Consider the following 18,069-nt stretch of genomic DNA (forward strand, 5'->3'; position numbering starts at 1 on the left):
ATTTAATTTTTTTTTAAATATATCGCATATATATTTGTCTTTTTTATTAATAAAAATAAAAACCTCCAAAATAGGAGGTTTTTATTTTTATTTTGATTTTATTGCTAATTTCTATTTTTTAATAAGATCCAGCCTGTTCTTAGTTCAAGCTTTTTACTTGCAGGATTATCCCACTGAACCCTATACCAATAAGTAGCGGTAGGTACATTAAGATCCTTGATTGTTCCTCTCCAAATAGCATCAGACTTAGTCGCTTTAAACAACTCCTGACCGTATCTGTTGAAAACAGAAGCTGCAAAATTATTATATTTACTGATTCCTGAGAAATCTATAAAGTCATTCTTACCATCCGAATTTGGTGTAATTACATTGCTGATAACAAATGTATAATATTCTAATGTAGTGCTACATTTCGCATCCTTAACTCTAACCATCAAGGTATAATTGCTGTTATTTAAAACATTATAGAATATATTAGAATTCTGCCATGTTACCCCTCCATCAATAGAAAATTCTAAAACTCCTCCCGTAGGATTGCTAGAGGTAAGAGTAAGAACATGATTTTCAAAAGTCACATTCGTAAACTGAGGCAATACCGGGTTTAACAATTGTGCTGTAAAAACTTTAGAACAAACTCCATTACTTATTGTAACTGAATAAGTTCCCACAACATTTGTAGATATCGTCTGTGTAGTAGCACCATTACTCCATAAGTAAGTATAGTTAGGACCAGCTCCGGCATCTAAAATACCTGTATCTCCGACACAGACAAATACATCTTGCAATGTAGAGACAATCGCCGGAACAACCTCAATTTTAATTGTTGCAGGATTTACAGAGCTACATCCGTTTCCTCCTAATGCAAATACAGAATATGTAGTGGTAACTGTAGGAGAAACAACCTGAGTATTTCCGTTTCCGGTCAATCCGACCCAGTTATAAGTAATACCTCCTGTAGCTGTTAAAGTAACAGATTCTCCGGCACATATCTTTGTTTTATTAGCTGAAATCCCCGCTGTTGGAGGACCAACTATAACTGTAACCGTTGCAGGAGTTGCAGAGATACATCCGTTTGCTCCTATCGCAAAAACGGTATATACAGTCGTCGTCGTAGGCGAAACAACCTGAGTATTTCCACTACCCGGAAGGGTTCCCCAATTATAAGTAGCTCCACCCGTAGCTGTTAAAGTAACGGATTCTCCAACACAAATCTGAGCAACTGATGATGTTAAACCTGCCACCGGAATTGTTTTATTTTCAATCACGGTAACTGTCGCTGTATATGTACATGTTAAGTTTCCGGGTTGCGTTACATTTGAAACTGTTAAAGTATAAGTCCCTCCTGCATTTACTGCAGGTGTCAAAGTATTAGCTCCGGAAACGATATTTCCACCTGCTGTTGTCCACGTAATGGTAGAACCCGCGGGAATTACAGATGCTCCGGCATTTATCGTAACCTGATTCGTCGTACACGTTATTGTTTGCGGAGTAGCTATTGTTAATGTTGTTTCTGCAGTCCTTACTAATTGCAATGTCACAACATAGCTACACCCTCCATTTTTAACCAACACATAAATTGTCTGGTTTGCAGCACTTGGATATGCTGTAGGAGTAGGAATTGTATTCGTATTTCCTGCATTAGCATCTGCTTGAAGCAAATAATAAGCAAAAGTTGCTGTACCGGCAGACGTTATTTGTGGTTGCGCTGATGTTAGATCATAAATAATATTTCCCGGTTGGTAACATTTTAGTAATAATGCATTTTGCACAGTGATCGGCTGAGAGACCACAACCGTAATTGTAGCCGGATTTTGAGATACACAACCATTGGCACCAACAGCAGTTACTGTATAGGTTGTTGTTGTAGCAGGCGTTACAATTTGCGTATTCCCGGTACCCGGTAAACCGCCTTGCCAGTTGTATGTAGCTCCTCCTGTAGCTGTTAAAGTAACAGATTCTCCGGCGCAGATCAAAATTTTAGTGGCAGTTAATCCCGTTGCAGGTGGCGCGCTGTCCCCTGTTACAGTTACCGTTGCCGTAGCTGTACAATCAAGATTTCCGGGCTGGTAATTTTTTGTAATCGTTAAAGTATACGTTCCCGCGGTGTTAATAACTGGTGTTAATGTATTTCCGCCAGAGACAATATTTCCGCCAACTGTTGTCCAGTTGAATGTAGAACCTGTAGGATATACTGATGTAGAAGCGTTTAATGTAATTTGTGAATTTGTACAAGTTAAAACTGTTGGAGGTGCAATTGTTGCCGTCATTTGAGCTGCCTTTACCAACTGTAATTCAGCCACTTTTGCGCAAAAACCTGTTTTCACCTGAACATATACTGTACCTCCGGCACTTGGATAAGCTGTGGGAGTAGGAATTGTGTTTGCATTTCCGGCATTGGCATCAGCCAACGTTGTATAATAAGCAAATGTAGCTCCCGGTGTTGTACTTATTGATGCTTGAGCTGAGGTTAAATTAAATATTGCATTTCCCGGCTCATAACATGCCGTTAATGTTGCATTCTGCACTGTTGGAGATGTTCCTCCAACAATTGTTACACTGGCTGTTCCCGGACATGAATTGCCTGGTATAAAAACCTGAACGGTGTATATTCCCGGCTGAGTTGCCGTATAACTTATAGATGTAGCTCCAGGAATAGGTGTGGTTCCTAATAACCACACATAAGTAGCCCCCGGAATATTTGCAGATGCCGTAAGAACCGTTGGTGTGTTATCACAAACATTGATAGATCCGGGAAGCGCAACGCCCGCAGGATCTAAAATTTTAACTCCAATATCAAAAGATCCGGCTTCCAAGAAAACCCCTGAATCAAAATTTCTATCCTGATAATCTGCCAATACCATTTTAAAATGATACGTCTGCCCCGGAATTACCGTTGCAGTAGCAGTTAACGGAACTGTACGCCCATTAAAGTTGGTTTGTATCTGAGGATTATTTAAACCTCCAAAATACGCTTCATTCTTTGGTCCGCAAGGTAAGCTTGACGGAATAATATTCGTAACACTTACAGGAGTTCCGTTGGGAAGAAGTGCAAGGTTGGTATAAGTAGGATCGGTTGATTTTTTTAATAATAAAGCAAAACCATCAGAAATATTACATGTAAAATTGTCAAAATATTCTTTTGAAGCAAAAATGTATCTAAATTTAACTTCGGTAGAAGTCGGAACAAAATCAAATTCAATAAAAGTAGCATCGTTCAATTGTGAATTTGGTACTCCTAAGGCATTGGCGAGATCTACATCTCCTCCAGTTGTCAGATGGTCACTTAATGTTCCCTGAAAATCATTTCCGGCTCTTCTCGCATAACCTGTTGTAAGAACAATCCCTTTTGCAAATGGAAAATTGGTTGTGCCTTTGTTAAAATATCCCCAGCTTCTGTTTAGGTCACTGACTGATAAGTTTGGAGAAACTACGACATTACTAACATTTGCTGTAGAACACGTCGATCCTCCTGCTATTAAAACATCTTTTACAAGCTGCTCAACACTAAAGTTTGTCTCAGGATATCCTGCAGCATTTATATCTATAAATGCTCCTGCCTTCATTGATACCGATGTAGGATTTTTCGCTTTTTCTATTCTTTTATTCTGAGAGAAAGCGGAATTGCCAATAAGTATTAAAAGTAAAGCAAAAAATAAACTTCTTGTCCTCCAATTTAACATTTTATATTATTTTAAACAAAAATACTATTTTTTTTGATTGAAATTCAATTCTGAATAATTTACATTACTATGAATACAATTTTATTCATTACCAAATATAAATTTCGCTTTAATAAAAAAGACTAACGCATTGTTAGTCTTTTTTTATGTTTTATGTATTATTCAATATTTTTCAAGAGAATCCAGCCTGTTTTTACAGTCAGTTGCTTGCTTGCAGGATCTTCAAAAGTAACCTGATACCAATAAGATGCAGTTGGCAAACGTTTACCCTGGAAGTAACCGTCCCAGTATGGTCTTATTTTTTCAGCTTTATATACTTCACGTCCGTAACGATCGAAGACACTTGCTTTGAAATCTTTGTAGCTGCTTACTCCACGGAAATCAATTTTATCATTAAGATTATCTCCGTTTGGTGTAATTACGTTTTGCATTACAAATGTGAAATATTCTATAAATGTCTCACAACTTGTTTTCTTCACTCTTACTCTGATAGAAATTAACGAATTTTTAGGAACATTCGTAAACATATTAGAATCCTGCCAAGTGATTCCGTTATCCACAGAATATTCCATCTGACCATTTGTAGCTGTTGCTGTAATGATCATTGTTCCGTTATCATTGTAATTAATATTTTTGATTTCAGGAACTGTAGCCTGAATTACTTCTGCAGTAAATATTTTAGTACACACACCATTCGTGATCGTCACAGTATAAATACCTGGCGTACCTACTGAAATTGTCTGTGTAGTTGCTGCATTACTCCAAATATAGCTGTAATTAGGGCCTACTCCGGCGTCTAAAGTAATTTTATCACCTATACAGATAATTCCTCCTTTAAGACTAGACGTAATAGCTGGAACCACTTCTACTGTTATGGTAGCAGGCTGAAGCGATTTACATCCCTGTGCTCCTATTGCATATACAGAATATGTAGTTGTCTGACTTGGGCTTACAGTTTGTACTGCACCCGTACCTGACATACCGCTCCATTGGTATGTTACTCCTCCTGAGGCTGTTAATGTAACAGATTCTCCATTACAGATTTTCACCCTTGAAGCGCCAAGTACTGCCGTCGGAGTAGTTTCTTTTCTTAAAGTTAAAGTAACAATCTTGCTACAAAATGCGCCATTGGAAACAAGAACGTATAAAACCTGTCCATCTGTCCCGTTATAACTCGCCAAATTAGCAGTAGGAATATTTGTAGTGTCTTGAGCCTGTGCCCCAGCCTGAGTTGGATAAAAACGAAATACAGCACCTTGAGTTGTACTTATTAACGGTTTAGCTGTATTTAAATCAAATGTACTGTTTGTAGGAGTTGAGCAAAGCTTTAATGTAGCATTTTGTGCTACCGGAGTTGTACCACCAACGATAGTTATGCTTGCTTCTGCCGGACAGGTATTTCCCGGAACAACAACCTTAATAGTATAAATACCCGGTGCAGTTGCAACATAGGTTGCAGTCGTTGCTCCCGGTATTGCTATTGTAGTTGTACCATTATTATAATACCATTGATAAGTAGCTCCCGTAATTCCTGAAACCTGAGCCACTAAAGTCTGAGGAACGTTATCACATACGTTTAAAGATGCAGGTAATGTAGCTCCGGCACTGTCAACAAGTTTAATACCTATATCAAAAGATCCACCTTCAAGAAACACAGCAGAACCATAGCTACTGTCTCTGGCATCAGCAACGACCATTTTTATGTGGTAAGATTGTCCCGGAATCACAGTCGCTTCCGCTGTAAGCTTTGCCGTAATACCATTGTAGTTGGTAGCGTTGGGAAATAAAGATCCAAAATATTGTCCATTAACCGGCCCGCAAGAAAAACTTGCAGGAAGAATATTTGGAACAGATACTGGCCCGGCACCCGCCGGTAAAACCGCTAAATTTGTATATGTAGAACCTGGCGTATTAGGTTTTAGCAATAAAGCAAAAGCATCATCATACTGAAATGGCGGACAAGGAAAGCTGCCCGTATATTCTTCAGAAGCAAAAATGTAATTAAATTTCATTTGAGCACTGGATGGAACAAAGTCAAATTCTAAAACAGCAGCATTGGAGATTGTTGTTGTTACACCTGTAGCTGCAATAAGATCGGCATCACTTCCTCCAGTGTTTCCGTCACTTAAAATATTGCTTTCCAAAACATTTCCGGCTTTTCTGGCAAAACCTGTTGTTAAAACGATTCCCTTCTGAAAAGGAAAATTTGAGGTGCCTTTATTAAAATACCCCCAAAACCTATTGTTATTGGTGACCGGCTGACTAGGGCTAACCGTAACATTTGAAATATTCGGGACAGAACAACCTGCGTTATTCCCCACCAATACTTCGGTAACCAATTGTGTAGCGGTATAATTACTTTCCGGATAAGGCGCAACGTTTACATCAATGAATGTTCCGGCTTTAGCACCAACAGGAAATTTTTTCTTTGCAGGAGGTCTTGTTTTCTGTACGTTCTGAGAAAATCCAGAAGCAGAAACTAATAACAATACCAATAATAAAAAGTAGTTTTTCAGTCTATAATTTAACATTTTGTTGTTGTTTGTTCAAAAATACTATTTTTTTTGATTAAATCTCCATCTGGGTTGAATTATTAACAATAATAATTAACTTACCATCAAATATTAATTTCGATTCAAATTTTATTATAAACAACAAAAAAACGACTAATAAAAATTAGTCGTTTTTATAAATTTAGCTAAAAAAATTCTTTCAATTTTCAAAAAACATCAACCTTTTTTAAGCTGATCAATCATATTTTGAAGCTCTGAAATTTGATCTTTCAAAGCTTTTATTTCATTTTTATTAGAATTTACATGACTTTTAAGCATAACGTTCTTAGCGCGTTCGTTGTGATCTTCATCTTCCTCATCTTCATTGATCTCCTCGATATCTTCCTGAATATCCTCAATATCTTCATTAATTTCTTCGATATCCTCACTAATCTCTTCAATATCTTCACTGATTTCCTCAATATCTTCTTGGATATCTTCAATATCCTCGCTGATTTCTTCAATTTTTTCGTGACTCTTATTTACTGACATCTGGATAAAAATTGCCAGATAAATTGCCTCCAAAGAAACTACTGTTGTAAGAATTAGAAGCATTTTATCAAATTCAACAATTTTCAGGGCAGGAAGAAGAAACGAAGTCATAAAAAACAAAGTGTGGACGATAAGTGAAGGTATAGAACCAATCCACCAGGTAATTCCATTGGCGATTTTTTCTAAAACTTCTATCTTCTCTTTTCTTTCATTTTGTGCTTCCATCTTTATATTTTATAATAATTCTTTCGTTACGCCTAATCCAAACAATGCAAAATCATATTTTGCGGGATCTTTTTCATCAAACTTTCTGATGATAAGATCTAGTTCTTCAACAGTTTTCCAATCGTTTTGGGTTCTTGAGATCAATCCTAATTTTCTGGAAATATTTCCGGTATGAACATCCAAAGGAATTGACAAATATTTTTGATCAATATTCTTCCAAATGCCAAAATCTACGCCACGTTTGTCCTGACGAACCATCCAACGTAAAAACATGATGATCCTTTTGGTGGAAGAGTTTTTATAAGGCGAACTTACGTGTTTGTGCGTTCTGTGCTTTTCAATTCCAAGGAATTGTGTCCTGAATCTTTCAATGGCATGAGAAAAATTGGTTTCGGAATTTTTAATTAAAAATAAATCTTCCAGACTCTTATTTTCATTATAAATTCTGTTGAATTGCTTGATAAAATAAGTAAAATCCTGTCCGTTAAAAGTTCTGTGAATACTTTTATCCTGAATAGATTCTAAGTCTTTTTCAGAATAATTCATAACAAAATCATAAGGAGAATTCCCCATAATATCGAGCATTTTTTCCGCTGATTTAATGATCGCCTTTCTGTTTCCCCAGGAAATTGTAGCCGATAAAAAACCTGTGATTTCAATATCCTGTTTCAAAGAAAAACGGTGCGGAATCTGTATCGGATCATTTTCAATAAAGTCTGGATTATTGTATTGGTCGGCTTTTTCGTCTAAAAAGCTTTTTAGCTCTTCAAAATTCAACATTTCCATTTTAAATTTTTACAATTTCTAAAGCTTTTGGTAAAAATGTATTGGTGAAAATAGTTCTCGCTTCATCTGTGAAAACCGTTAAATCTGCATATCTGTTAGAAAAATGTCCTAAAATAAGCTTTCCAACTTCTGCTTTCTGAGCAATTGTTGCCGCTTCCAAAGCGGTTGAATGTCCTGTATAATCGGCCATTTCTTTTAAATCATGCAAAAATGTAGATTCATGATACAAAACCGTTACATTTTTAATGATCGGAATCACACTTTCAAGATATCTTGTATCGCTGCAGAATGCATAAGATACACAAGGAGAAGGATCAATCGTCAATAGTTCGTTTTTAAGAACATAACCATCACTCAATACAACATCTTTTCCTGCTTTTATGTTATGGTAGTCACATGTTTCTATTTCGTTGTATTTTGCAATTTCCTTCATATTGAGATGCCTGTCTTTAGGTTTTTCTTTAAAAAGATAACCATTACAGTAAATTCTGTGATCTAAAGGAATTGTATAAACCTCTACCCTAGCATCTTCATAAATCTTTTCTGAATAATCTTTATCTAATTCATGATAAACAACCTCAAATCCTCGGTGTGTTTCGGTAATAGTAAAGATCGTATCAAGCATCTTTTTAATCCCTTTCGGACCATAAACATGCAAAGGAGTGTCACGTCCTAACAACCTGAAAGACGCAATAAGCCCTGGAAGACCAAAACAATGATCCCCGTGAAGATGCGAAATAAAAATATGATTGATCTTTGAAAATCTCGCTTTTGCTTTCCTTAATTGTACCTGCGTACCCTCACCACAATCTATCAGGAAGCATCTTTCTTCCATTTCTAAAAGCTGAGATGTGGGTGATGTATTCACTGTGGGAATCGCTGAATTAAAGCCTAATATCGTTAAATAAGTACTCAAAACAATAGTTTATTATGCTGACAAATGTACGACAGATTTTTAACTTAGCCGCTGTCATTCTGAATGTAACAAAGTGAAATGAAGAATCTATTTAATATGTAGAGATTCTTCCTTCGTCAGAATGACAAACTTACTGTAAAACTTTTTTGGTTAAAAAATTAATCCGTCACTTTCAAAAAATCCAAGAACAGATCAAGTGCCTGTTTACGGTGACTGATCTTGTTTTTATCTTCCGGATTCATTTCTGCGAAAGTTCTGTTGTAGCCTTCAGGAACGAAAATCGGATCATATCCGAAGCCTTTGAAACCTTTATTCTCTGTCAGTAAATTTCCGTAAACTCGGCCGTCAAAGTATTTTGCACCATTTTCATCATAATAACACAAAACTGTGATGAAATAAGCTTTTCTGTTTTCAACCCCTTCCATTTCGCTCAATACCTTTTCAATATTTTTAGCAAAATCGTGATCTCCTGCATAACGTGCTGAGAAAATTCCCGGTCTTCCGTCTAAAGATTCTACCACCAAACCACTGTCGTCTCCCAAACTTGGAATCCCCGTTTTTTCGAAGCAGTACTTGGCTTTAATTAAAGCGTTGGCATTGAAAGAATCTCCGTCTTCTACAATTTCTTCGTGAATATTATAATCAGTCAGGCTTTTTACGACAAATTCGCTTCCTAATATCTGCTGAATTTCTTCTTTTTTATGTTCGTTGTGGGTGGCTACCAGTAATTCCATATTCAATTTCATTTTTTAAATTCTATTTTTTTGTTTAAACACAAAAGGAACGAATAATTTTCACGAATAACACGAATCTCATTTGTGAAATTTGTGCTTAAAAATTAGTGTTACTTGTGTTTAGATCTAAATTTCAGAATAATGCACTTTATATTTCTTCATGAATAAATAGTAAAATAAAGAAAAAAGTACAATTCCGATGGCTAATATGATCCATTCAGAAACTTTAAAAGCTTCTGCAAAACTTTCATTTTTGGTGTAAGTAATTAATAATGATGAGCATAAATTATTAAAGCCATGCAACAACATTGGCAACAGTAAAGATTTAGTTTTATAATACACCAAGCCAAGCACGCATCCTAATAAAACCGCACCTACAAACTGCCACGGATTCGCATGAACTATTCCAAAAATAATGGAAGAAAGCAAAATGGCTTTCCAGGGTTCTACCCCTTTATTCATCAAACCTTTTTGAATAATTCCACGGAAAATAATTTCTTCAAAGATCGGCGCCATAATAACGGCTGTGATAATCATTACAACAGGATCATCCGTTAATTGATTCATTAACTCAGAGAAAAATTCATAATATTTTCCAAAGAAAGGGCCTGTTGTTGGAATTTGAGCTGCAATAAATTCTGCGATAAACATCATCCCAATCATTAATGGAAAAATCAATAAATAAGTATAAAAATTGGTAGGTGAAAAGTTGAAATTAAGCTTCTTTTTCGTTGTTGGTCTTACAATGAAAAAATCAAAAAAAGCAATTGCAGTAAGGAAACCAATCGCATTGGAAGCCATAAAGAACCAATCTTTATACTGTAGATTTTCTTTAAAGGTAAACATCCAGAAAACATTGAAAAAGGAAATCAACATTGTTCCGGCGAATAATCCACCCAATAAAACAACTCCTCCGAACCATGTGAACGTAAACTTTGGATATTTGCTGTTTTCCATGCTTTTTAACTAAAAATTTTATAGAAACAAAGATAGCTGATTTTATGGAATGGTAAATGTTTATTGAGATTTTGAATGACAAATATTACCTTTTTAATAGTGCGATTAGTCTGATAAGCTGTTTTTATGAATTAACTTTGTCCTTCATTTTTTTCAACATTGATAGTTTAGTAAATCGGTCAGAGAATGTTAATTTATCCTTGATTAGTTATCTATCTTTTACGTTCATAGAATATTTTATTATAGGGTTGTCTCTGTCTGTTCTTCCGATTTTTATTAGTAAAAGTTTAGGTTTTAGTTTGGTTGTTGCCGGATTGGTGTAATCTTTTTGATTAAAATAATCAGTTTAAAATATTCTATTTGCATTAAATTTCAATATGCTTTAAAAACAGATTTTCAAATTCCATTAAAAATCACGATTTTTGCAACTTCAAAATACGATATGTCAGACTTAATCAAAGAAATAGAAAAAAGAAAAACTTTCGGGATTATCTCTCACCCCGATGCCGGAAAAACCACTCTTACAGAAAAGTTACTGCTTTTCGGGGGTGCAATTCAGGAAGCTGGTGCGGTAAAATCCAACAAAATAAAAAAAGGAGCTACCTCCGACTTTATGGAAATTGAAAGACAGAGAGGGATCTCTGTAGCGACTTCCGTATTGGCTTTTGAATATAAAGGTCACAAAATCAATATTCTTGATACACCCGGTCACAAAGATTTCGCAGAAGACACTTACAGAACGTTAACTGCCGTTGACTCTGTAATCGTTGTAATTGACGTTGCAAAAGGAGTTGAGGAACAAACTGAAAAATTGGTTCAGGTTTGTAGAATGAGAAACATTCCGATGTTGGTTTTCATTAATAAATTAGACCGTGAAGGTAAAGATGCCTTTGATCTTTTGGATGAGGTTGAGCAAAAATTAGGATTAAGAGTTGTTCCACTTTCTGTTCCGATCGGGATGGGAGCTGATTTTCAGGGAATTTATAATATCTGGGAAAACAATATTCAATTATTCTTAGAAGAGAAAAAGCAGAGAGTTGGTGAGGCTATCAAATTTGATGACATCAATGATCCAACAATTGATGAAATTATAGGTGAAAAAGCAGCACAAAATTTACGTGAAGAACTTGATCTGATACAATCTGTTTATCCTGAATTCAGCCGTGATGAATACATGAGCGGTGATCTTCAGCCTGTTTTCTTTGGTTCAGCTTTAAATAATTTTGGAGTTCGTGAACTATTGGATGCTTTCATTGAAATTGCACCAATGCCACAGCCAAAAGAAAGCGATACCCGTATCGTAAAACCTGAAGAAAATACGTTCACAGGATTTGTTTTCAAGATTCACGCAAATATGGATCCAAAGCACAGAGACCGTTTGGCTTTCGTGAAAATTGTTTCAGGAGTTTTTAAAAGAAACGAAAATTATTTATTGGTAAGAGAGAATAAAAAGATGAAGTTTTCTTCACCAAACGCCTTTTTTGCCGATAAAAAAGAAGTTGTGGACGAAAGTTTCCCTGGAGATATTGTTGGCCTTCATGATACCGGAAGTTTCAGAATCGGAGATACTTTAACGGGCGGCGAAAAATTAAGCTTTAAAGGAATTCCAAACTTCTCCCCGGAACATTTCAGATATATTAATAATAGTGATCCGTTAAAAGCGAAGCAATTGGCTAAAGGTATCGACCAGTTAATGGATGAAGGTGTTGCCCAGCTATTTACGCTTGAAATGAATAACAGAAAAATCATCGGAACAGTTGGAGCGCTTCAATATGAAGTTATTCAATATCGTCTGGAGCATGAGTATGGTGCAAAATGTACTTACGAACCACTTTCCATGCATAAAGCGTGTTGGGTTGAAGCAGATGAAAAATCTGATGAATTCAAAGAATTTGCAAGATTAAAACAAAGATTCCTGGCGAGAGACAAATACAATCAATTGGTATTTTTGGCAGATTCATCTTTCACCATTCACATGACGCAGGAAAAATTCCCAAATGTGAAACTGCATTTTATTAGTGAATTTAAGCAAGATTAATCAGTCATTAAATATAAAATATATAATCCGTGAAAGTTTTTCACGGATTTTTTGTTTCTTATGAAGGGTTAATTCTTTTTAATAAAAAAAAACATTTGTAAAACTTTTGTAAAATAAAAATAAATTACTGATTTATAAAAACTTACAAATTTACCAACATAATACATTCCTTTTACAAACGCTACAAGAACTTCACCGTTAATTTTACTTCATCAAAAAAATTAATGTTATGAAAAAGTTCATTTTACTGGTTGCTGTTTCAAGCACTTTCATTATGTGTAAAAAAGGCGAAGCTGCACAATCTCAATTTGAAAAAGCTGTAAATACTGCCGATAGTGCGGCAACGGTTGCGTCTGAAACTATTAATTCTGTTAATAATTCGGCGAACGCGGTTTTAGATTCTGCCAATGTTAAAATAAAAGAATTTGAAGACACCAAAAACGGAGTAAAAGAAAAAATTGAAGCTACTTCAAAAATCGTAGACTCATTATCAGATAAAATTACTTCCACAAAATTGGAATCAAAAATCGAAAAGAAAGATTCCTTAAATAAAAAATCAGAAAAAATTGTAGTCAATGTTCCCGCTCCAAAAGTAATCAAGGAAACGAAAATTATATACAAAGACAAACCAAAAAATGAAAATTATGAACTGAATGTCCCTAAAAACAAAATGGTAAAAACAGGAACTTTGGAGCTTACCGTAAATGATGCAGAAACTGCAAAAGAAATCGTAAAAGAAGAAGTAAAAAAATATGATGGTTTTATAAGAAGTGAAAACATTTCATTAAATAACAACGAAAATAAAACGGCTTACATCAAAGTAAAAGTTCCGATTCAAAAGTTTGAATATTTGATGGATGAATTAAGTAACAACAACATCGGAAAAGTTGAAAATAAAACAATTGAAGTTTCAGGGCAGGATTTTGCTCAAAATACGATGTGCGAATTAGATATCACTCTTTATGGAACCGAAGACGCTTATATTAAAGGTGAAGATACGGACACTTTCGGCGGAAAATCTTTAGCAGCAATCTCTTCAGGCTGGAATGTCATCACGTCTATTTTCCTATTCATTCTTCCTTTATGGCCTATGTTTTTGATCGCAGGAATTGGATATTATTTCTATAAAAAGAAAAACAAAAATCTCCCAAATAACGATTCTAAATAAATTACTACAATCCATCCTCGCGATGGATTTTTATTTTAATAATATTTTAATGAAAATATTACGTAATACATACTATTTATTTCTACCTTTATTAATATCGGTTTTAGATAAATATTTTTGTTCCCCGGAATGAAATGCTAAAAATATTATATTAAAGTGATGTGATTCGTGAAGTAAAAAGGCTCCCAAATTAAATTGAGAGCCTTTTACTATTTCATATTCACTATTTTATCTACGACATACGTTGTATTTCCTCTCCATGGCAGAGCGCCATTGTACTCTTTGTAATGAAGATCGAAAGATTTTCCGCTATTCAGCTCCAATTGCTTAAAAACTTCGGGATCCGAAACAGAAAACTCAAACTCATAACTTGTAATACTTCCGGTTTTACCCCTTCCGAAACCTTCCTGAATCAATTTGCCTTCATAGGTTTTGAAAACATACCCTTTTTTGATGGCATAATTCAGATAACCAGATTTTACACCTTCCCCAAAAACAAAGAAATATTTATACCAGACAAATACTCCTAAAAGTAGTAAAACTACTCCGATGGTGATCCACAAAGATTTTTTCATAGTAATATAGTGTTTTAAAAAGTTTTATTTTGCAATACTTCTCGAAATCACAATTTTCTGGATTTCTGAAGTTCCTTCATAGATCTGAGTGATCTTCGCATCACGCATCATTCTTTCAACATGATATTCTTTTACGTAACCATATCCACCGTGAATTTGCACTGCTTCAATAGTCGTATCCATTGCCACCTGAGAAGAATAAAGTTTTGCCATAGCTCCAATTTCAGAAATATCTTTTCCAGCGTCTTTATCAACAGCAGCTTTGTAGCAAAGCATTCTTGCAGCCGTGATCTGAGTCGCCATATCAGCCAATTTGAAAGCAATCGCCTGGTGGTTGATAATTTCAGTTTTGAAAGCTTTTCTTGTTTTAGCATACTTTAGAGCCAATTCGTAAGCTCCTGAAGCAATTCCTAAAGCCTGAGAAGCAATACCAATTCTACCTCCGTTTAATACAGCCATTGCAAAATTGAATCCAAAACCATCTTCCCCGATTCTGTTCTCTTTCGGTACTTTTACGTTATTAAAGATCAAAGAATGCGTATCACTTCCTCTGATTCCTAATTTGTCTTCTTTTGGTCCGATCTCAAAACCTTCCCAACCTCTTTCTACGATAAACGCGTTGATACCTTTATGCTTTTTCTCAGGATCCGTCTGTGCAATTACAACATAGTAAGATGCAGTTCCACCGTTTGTGATCCAGTTTTTAATACCATTTAAAAGATAATAATCTCCTTTGTCTTCTGCAGTCGTTTTTTGAGAAGTGGCATCAGAACCTGCTTCAGGCTCAGATAAAGCAAAAGCTCCGATCACCTGACCGCTAGCCAAAGGTGTAAGATATTTTACTTTTTGTTCTTCAGACGCGAATTTTTCAAGACCCGCACAAACTAATGAATTGTTTACAGACATAACAACAGCCGCAGAAGCATCGATTTTTGCGATCTCCTCCATTGCCAAAACGTAAGAAACGCTATCCATACCTGCTCCCCCGTATTTTGGGTCTACCATCATTCCTAAAAGTCCCATTTCTCCCATTTTCTTCACCTGCTCCGTAGGAAACTTCTGATCTCTGTCTCTCTCGATAACTTCAGGTAAAAGCTCTGTTTGTGCAAAATCTCTTGCAGCCTGCTGAATCATCAGCTGTTCTTCTGATAAATTAAAGTCCATAAAAATTTAATAATTAGATGGTCGTAAATTTACACTTTTTAACCAAACCTGAAAATAGAATTGCAAATTAGAATCTAGTAATTAGAGGTTTGTCACATTATAATGATTTTTAAATTTTAAGAACCTAAAGTTTTAGTATGAATTATTCAATATTATGCCATACATTTTATTAATTTCTAACTTCTTGTTTCTAATTTCTGAAATTAAAAAAAATGCTTATATTTAGAATTCTTTATAAAATTTATAGAAAATCATGACGATCAAAAGATTATTCGATATACCTCACTATGCTTTAGAAAAATATCCTAAGGCTGATATGTTTGTGACGAAATATCATGGCGAATGGAAAAAAACTTCTACCCAAGAGTTTATCAATGAAGGAAATAAGATATCAAGAGGACTTTTAAAACTGGGCATAAAACCCGGAGATAAAATCGCTTTAATCACCACAAATTCCCGGACAGAATGGGCAATTATGGATCTCGGACTTTCCCAGATTGGAGTTGTTTCTGTCCCTGTTTACCCCAGTATTTCCCCGGAAGACTATGAATTTATTTTCAATAATGCTGAAATAAAGTACTGTTTTGTTTCCGATAAGGATCTTTTGGGTAAGGTAATGAAGGTAAAACATAATATTTCTTCCTTACAGGGTGTTTTTACGTTTGACAATATAAGCGGTGCTGCCAATTGGAGAGAAATTTTAGACCTCGGAGAAGATGATTCTACCCAAATTGAGGTTGAAGATTTGTCTAATGCTATCAATTCCGAAGATCTTGCTACGATAATTTACACATCCGGAACCACAGGAAGGCCAAAAGGAGTATTGCTTACTCACCATAATATTGTTTCCAATGTATTGGGGTCAAATCCGAGAATTCCGAAGAGAAAAAGCTTAGATTATAAAGATACGCGAGTGTTAAGCTTCTTACCGATCTGCCATATTTTTGAAAGGATGCTTTTTTATCTTTTCCAATATAATGGTTTCTCTGTTTATTTCGCCGAAAGCATTGATAAAATGGGCGAAAATGTAAAAGAAATAAAACCTCACTACATGAGTGTTGTGCCTAGATTGGTTGAAAAAGTTTACGATAAAATCTATAATACTGGGTCTTCCGCAGGAGGATTAAAATCAAAAATATTTTTCTGGGCGTTAAATTTAATTCAGAAAAAGAAAGAAGTTTCGAAACCGTCCGGATTACAGGAAATCATTGCGGATAAATTGGTATTTAAAAAATGGAGAGAAGGCTTAGGAGGCGAAATTATCACTTTAGTTTCAGGTTCTGCTGCTTTGTCTACAAGATTGAATTTAATGTTCCAAAACGCGGGAATTTCCATTTTAGAAGGTTATGGCTTAACGGAAACTTCTCCCGTAATTTCTGTCAACAGTTTTGATAAAATGAAAGTAGGAACTGTTGGATTACCTCTCGATAATCTGACTGTAAAAATTCAGGAGGATGGCGAAATTACAGTAAAAGGACCTTCTATTTTTAAAGGTTATTTTAAAAATGATGAAATGACCAAAGAAGCGTTCACAGAAGACGGATATTTTAAAACCGGAGACATTGGGCATATAGACAGTGACGGATTTTTACAGATCACTGACCGTAAAAAGGAAATGTTTAAAACATCCGGCGGAAAATATATTGCACCGCAAACGATTGAAAACTTAGCAAAAGCTTCAAAATTCATCGAGCAAATCATGGTTGTGGGTGATGGTGAAAAAATGCCTTGTGCATTTGTTCAGCCAGATTTTGAATTTGCAAAAAACTGGGCAATGAGAAATAATTTAAGTATTGGCTCGACTCCTCAGGAAATTGCAAAAAGCCCCGAATTAAAAGCCAGAATAGAAAAAGAACTCGAAGGAATCAACGAACATCTCGGAAACTGGGAAAAGATCAAAAAGATTGAGCTGACACCCGAAGTTTGGAGCATCGATGCAGGACTTTTAACTCCAACTTTAAAGTTAAAAAGAAAAGCAATAAAAGAAAAATTTATTGATCTTTACAATAAAATGTATGAGCATCATAACTAAAAATTAAAACCGTTTCTTCAGTTGAAACGGTTTTTTTATTTCCTTTTTTCTTACAAAATCAGTGTGAGTTTTGTATCTATTATTAATGCTTTAAAGAGATTACCTTACCTAAAACTTAAGTCATTTTTTACTTATTACAAATAATATCTATTTTTTATTGCAAGGCTAGACAAAGAATAATTTAATTATGAAAATTACATACGCTAAACCAAGATGTAAATTTATCCAAGGAATACAAGTTTACAATATAATAGGTGATTAAGAATGATGATAATAATCTGTCACTTATCTAAACAGAGAAAGCAGATTTTTAAATAAATTAAAAAAATTGTTTAGATCCTTCGGGGATGACAAAGAGAGCGGGAGAGTTAAAGGGTTTAAGAGTTGGAGGCTTGATTGCTTCGCTTCTCGCAATGACGCAACAGTGCGCTTCTAGCTTCTATGAAAAATACTAAATCATTTATCAATGATGATTGATGATTGATTTCTTCCTGTATAGACATAAAAAAAGTCTCATTCAAATTAATGAATGAGACTTTTAATAAAAACTGGCGGCGACCTACTCTCCCGCTTTCGCAGTACCATCGGCGCTGGTGGGCTTAACTTCTGTGTTCGGAATGGGAACAGGTGAGCCCCACCGCTAAAACCACCCTAAAGGCGTTATATAAGGTTCGAGGGTTTAGGAGTTAGGGCTTAGTATTACACTAAATCCTGATACCTGGTTCCTGATACCTATTTTTAATCGATAAA

General features: G+C 35.1%; 12 protein-coding genes and 1 rRNA gene. 3 read left to right on the forward strand and 10 right to left on the reverse strand.

The window, feature by feature from the left end; all coding sequences use genetic code 11:
• Positions 1–104: 104 nt before the first annotated feature.
• The 7 genes from BT156_RS20225 to BT156_RS20255 all read right to left on the reverse strand — a co-directional run bounded on the left by BT156_RS20225 (position 105) and on the right by BT156_RS20255 (position 10,342).
• Positions 105–3,680, reverse strand: coding sequence for a choice-of-anchor L domain-containing protein (locus tag BT156_RS20225; protein ID WP_072412742.1), 3,576 nt, complete (start codon positions 3,678–3,680; stop codon positions 105–107).
• Between the two features lie 158 nt (positions 3,681–3,838).
• Entirely contained in the window at positions 3,839–6,211 is a 2,373-nt protein-coding gene (locus BT156_RS20230; protein WP_072412743.1) for a choice-of-anchor L domain-containing protein, read from the reverse strand.
• A 198-nt stretch (positions 6,212–6,409) separates the two neighbouring features.
• On the reverse strand, positions 6,410–6,949 hold the full coding sequence (locus BT156_RS20235) for a DUF1003 domain-containing protein (RefSeq protein WP_072412744.1): 540 nt from the start codon (positions 6,947–6,949) through the stop codon (positions 6,410–6,412).
• A 9-nt stretch (positions 6,950–6,958) separates the two neighbouring features.
• Positions 6,959–7,729 (reverse strand): TIGR02757 family protein, encoded by a 771-nt coding sequence (locus BT156_RS20240; RefSeq protein ID WP_072412751.1) that lies wholly within the window; start codon positions 7,727–7,729, stop codon positions 6,959–6,961.
• Positions 7,730–7,736: 7 nt separating this feature from the next.
• On the reverse strand, positions 7,737–8,651 hold the full coding sequence (locus tag BT156_RS20245) for a ribonuclease Z (RefSeq protein WP_072412745.1): 915 nt from the start codon (positions 8,649–8,651) through the stop codon (positions 7,737–7,739).
• Between the two features lie 158 nt (positions 8,652–8,809).
• Positions 8,810–9,385: an RdgB/HAM1 family non-canonical purine NTP pyrophosphatase gene (rdgB, locus tag BT156_RS20250; RefSeq protein WP_072412752.1), complete on the reverse strand. Its 576-nt coding sequence runs from the start codon at positions 9,383–9,385 to the stop codon at positions 8,810–8,812.
• Between the two features lie 126 nt (positions 9,386–9,511).
• Positions 9,512–10,342, reverse strand: coding sequence for a CPBP family intramembrane glutamic endopeptidase (locus BT156_RS20255; protein ID WP_072412746.1), 831 nt, complete (start codon positions 10,340–10,342; stop codon positions 9,512–9,514).
• A 442-nt stretch (positions 10,343–10,784) separates the two neighbouring features.
• Here BT156_RS20255 and BT156_RS20260 point away from each other — a divergent pair, with 442 nt between their 5' ends.
• Together BT156_RS20260 and BT156_RS20265 are read left to right on the forward strand one after the other, a co-directional pair.
• On the forward strand, positions 10,785–12,380 hold the full coding sequence (locus BT156_RS20260) for a peptide chain release factor 3 (RefSeq protein WP_072412753.1): 1,596 nt from the start codon (positions 10,785–10,787) through the stop codon (positions 12,378–12,380).
• 229 nt (positions 12,381–12,609) lie between these two features.
• On the forward strand, positions 12,610–13,548 hold the full coding sequence (locus BT156_RS20265; RefSeq protein WP_072412747.1) for a DUF4349 domain-containing protein: 939 nt from the start codon (positions 12,610–12,612) through the stop codon (positions 13,546–13,548).
• Positions 13,549–13,757: 209 nt separating this feature from the next.
• On the opposite strand, the gene BT156_RS20270 is transcribed toward BT156_RS20265, so the two are convergent.
• Positions 13,758–14,123: a hypothetical protein gene (locus tag BT156_RS20270; protein WP_072412748.1), complete on the reverse strand. Its 366-nt coding sequence runs from the start codon at positions 14,121–14,123 to the stop codon at positions 13,758–13,760.
• Between the two features lie 24 nt (positions 14,124–14,147).
• Positions 14,148–15,287: an acyl-CoA dehydrogenase gene (locus BT156_RS20275; RefSeq protein ID WP_072412749.1), complete on the reverse strand. Its 1,140-nt coding sequence runs from the start codon at positions 15,285–15,287 to the stop codon at positions 14,148–14,150.
• Positions 15,288–15,540: 253 nt separating this feature from the next.
• Between BT156_RS20275 and BT156_RS20280 the strand changes: the two genes are divergently transcribed.
• The gene (locus BT156_RS20280; protein ID WP_072412750.1) at positions 15,541–17,319 is read left to right on the forward strand and encodes an AMP-dependent synthetase/ligase; all 1,779 of its coding nucleotides are present in this window, start codon (positions 15,541–15,543) and stop codon (positions 17,317–17,319) included.
• A gap of 546 nt (positions 17,320–17,865) precedes the next feature.
• Here the strand turns inward: BT156_RS20280 and rrf are convergent.
• Positions 17,866–17,973: ribosomal RNA gene (gene rrf, locus BT156_RS20285) — 5S ribosomal RNA — on the reverse strand.
• Between the last annotated feature and the right edge of the window lie 96 nt (positions 17,974–18,069).

Origin of the sequence: Chryseobacterium limigenitum (assembly GCF_900114875.1) — a bacterium.
Lineage (GTDB): Bacteria > Bacteroidota > Bacteroidia > Flavobacteriales > Weeksellaceae > Chryseobacterium > Chryseobacterium limigenitum.

Excerpts from the sequence above, each read along its gene's own strand:
- BT156_RS20280 (WP_072412750.1), top strand. The coding sequence starts at position 15,541 with ATGACGATCAAAAGATTATTCGATATACCTCACTATGCTTTAGAAAAA.
- BT156_RS20240 (WP_072412751.1), bottom strand. The coding sequence starts at position 7,729 with ATGTTGAATTTTGAAGAGCTAAAAAGCTTTTTAGACGAAAAAGCCGAC.
- BT156_RS20235 (WP_072412744.1), bottom strand. The coding sequence starts at position 6,949 with ATGGAAGCACAAAATGAAAGAAAAGAGAAGATAGAAGTTTTAGAAAAA.
- rdgB (WP_072412752.1), bottom strand. The coding sequence starts at position 9,385 with ATGGAATTACTGGTAGCCACCCACAACGAACATAAAAAAGAAGAAATT.
- BT156_RS20260 (WP_072412753.1), top strand. The coding sequence starts at position 10,785 with ATGTCAGACTTAATCAAAGAAATAGAAAAAAGAAAAACTTTCGGGATT.
- BT156_RS20230 (WP_072412743.1), bottom strand. The coding sequence starts at position 6,211 with ATGTTAAATTATAGACTGAAAAACTACTTTTTATTATTGGTATTGTTA.
- BT156_RS20270 (WP_072412748.1), bottom strand. The coding sequence starts at position 14,123 with ATGAAAAAATCTTTGTGGATCACCATCGGAGTAGTTTTACTACTTTTA.
- BT156_RS20275 (WP_072412749.1), bottom strand. The coding sequence starts at position 15,287 with ATGGACTTTAATTTATCAGAAGAACAGCTGATGATTCAGCAGGCTGCA.
- BT156_RS20225 (WP_072412742.1), bottom strand. The coding sequence starts at position 3,680 with ATGTTAAATTGGAGGACAAGAAGTTTATTTTTTGCTTTACTTTTAATA.
- BT156_RS20265 (WP_072412747.1), top strand. The coding sequence starts at position 12,610 with ATGAAAAAGTTCATTTTACTGGTTGCTGTTTCAAGCACTTTCATTATG.
- BT156_RS20255 (WP_072412746.1), bottom strand. The coding sequence starts at position 10,342 with ATGGAAAACAGCAAATATCCAAAGTTTACGTTCACATGGTTCGGAGGA.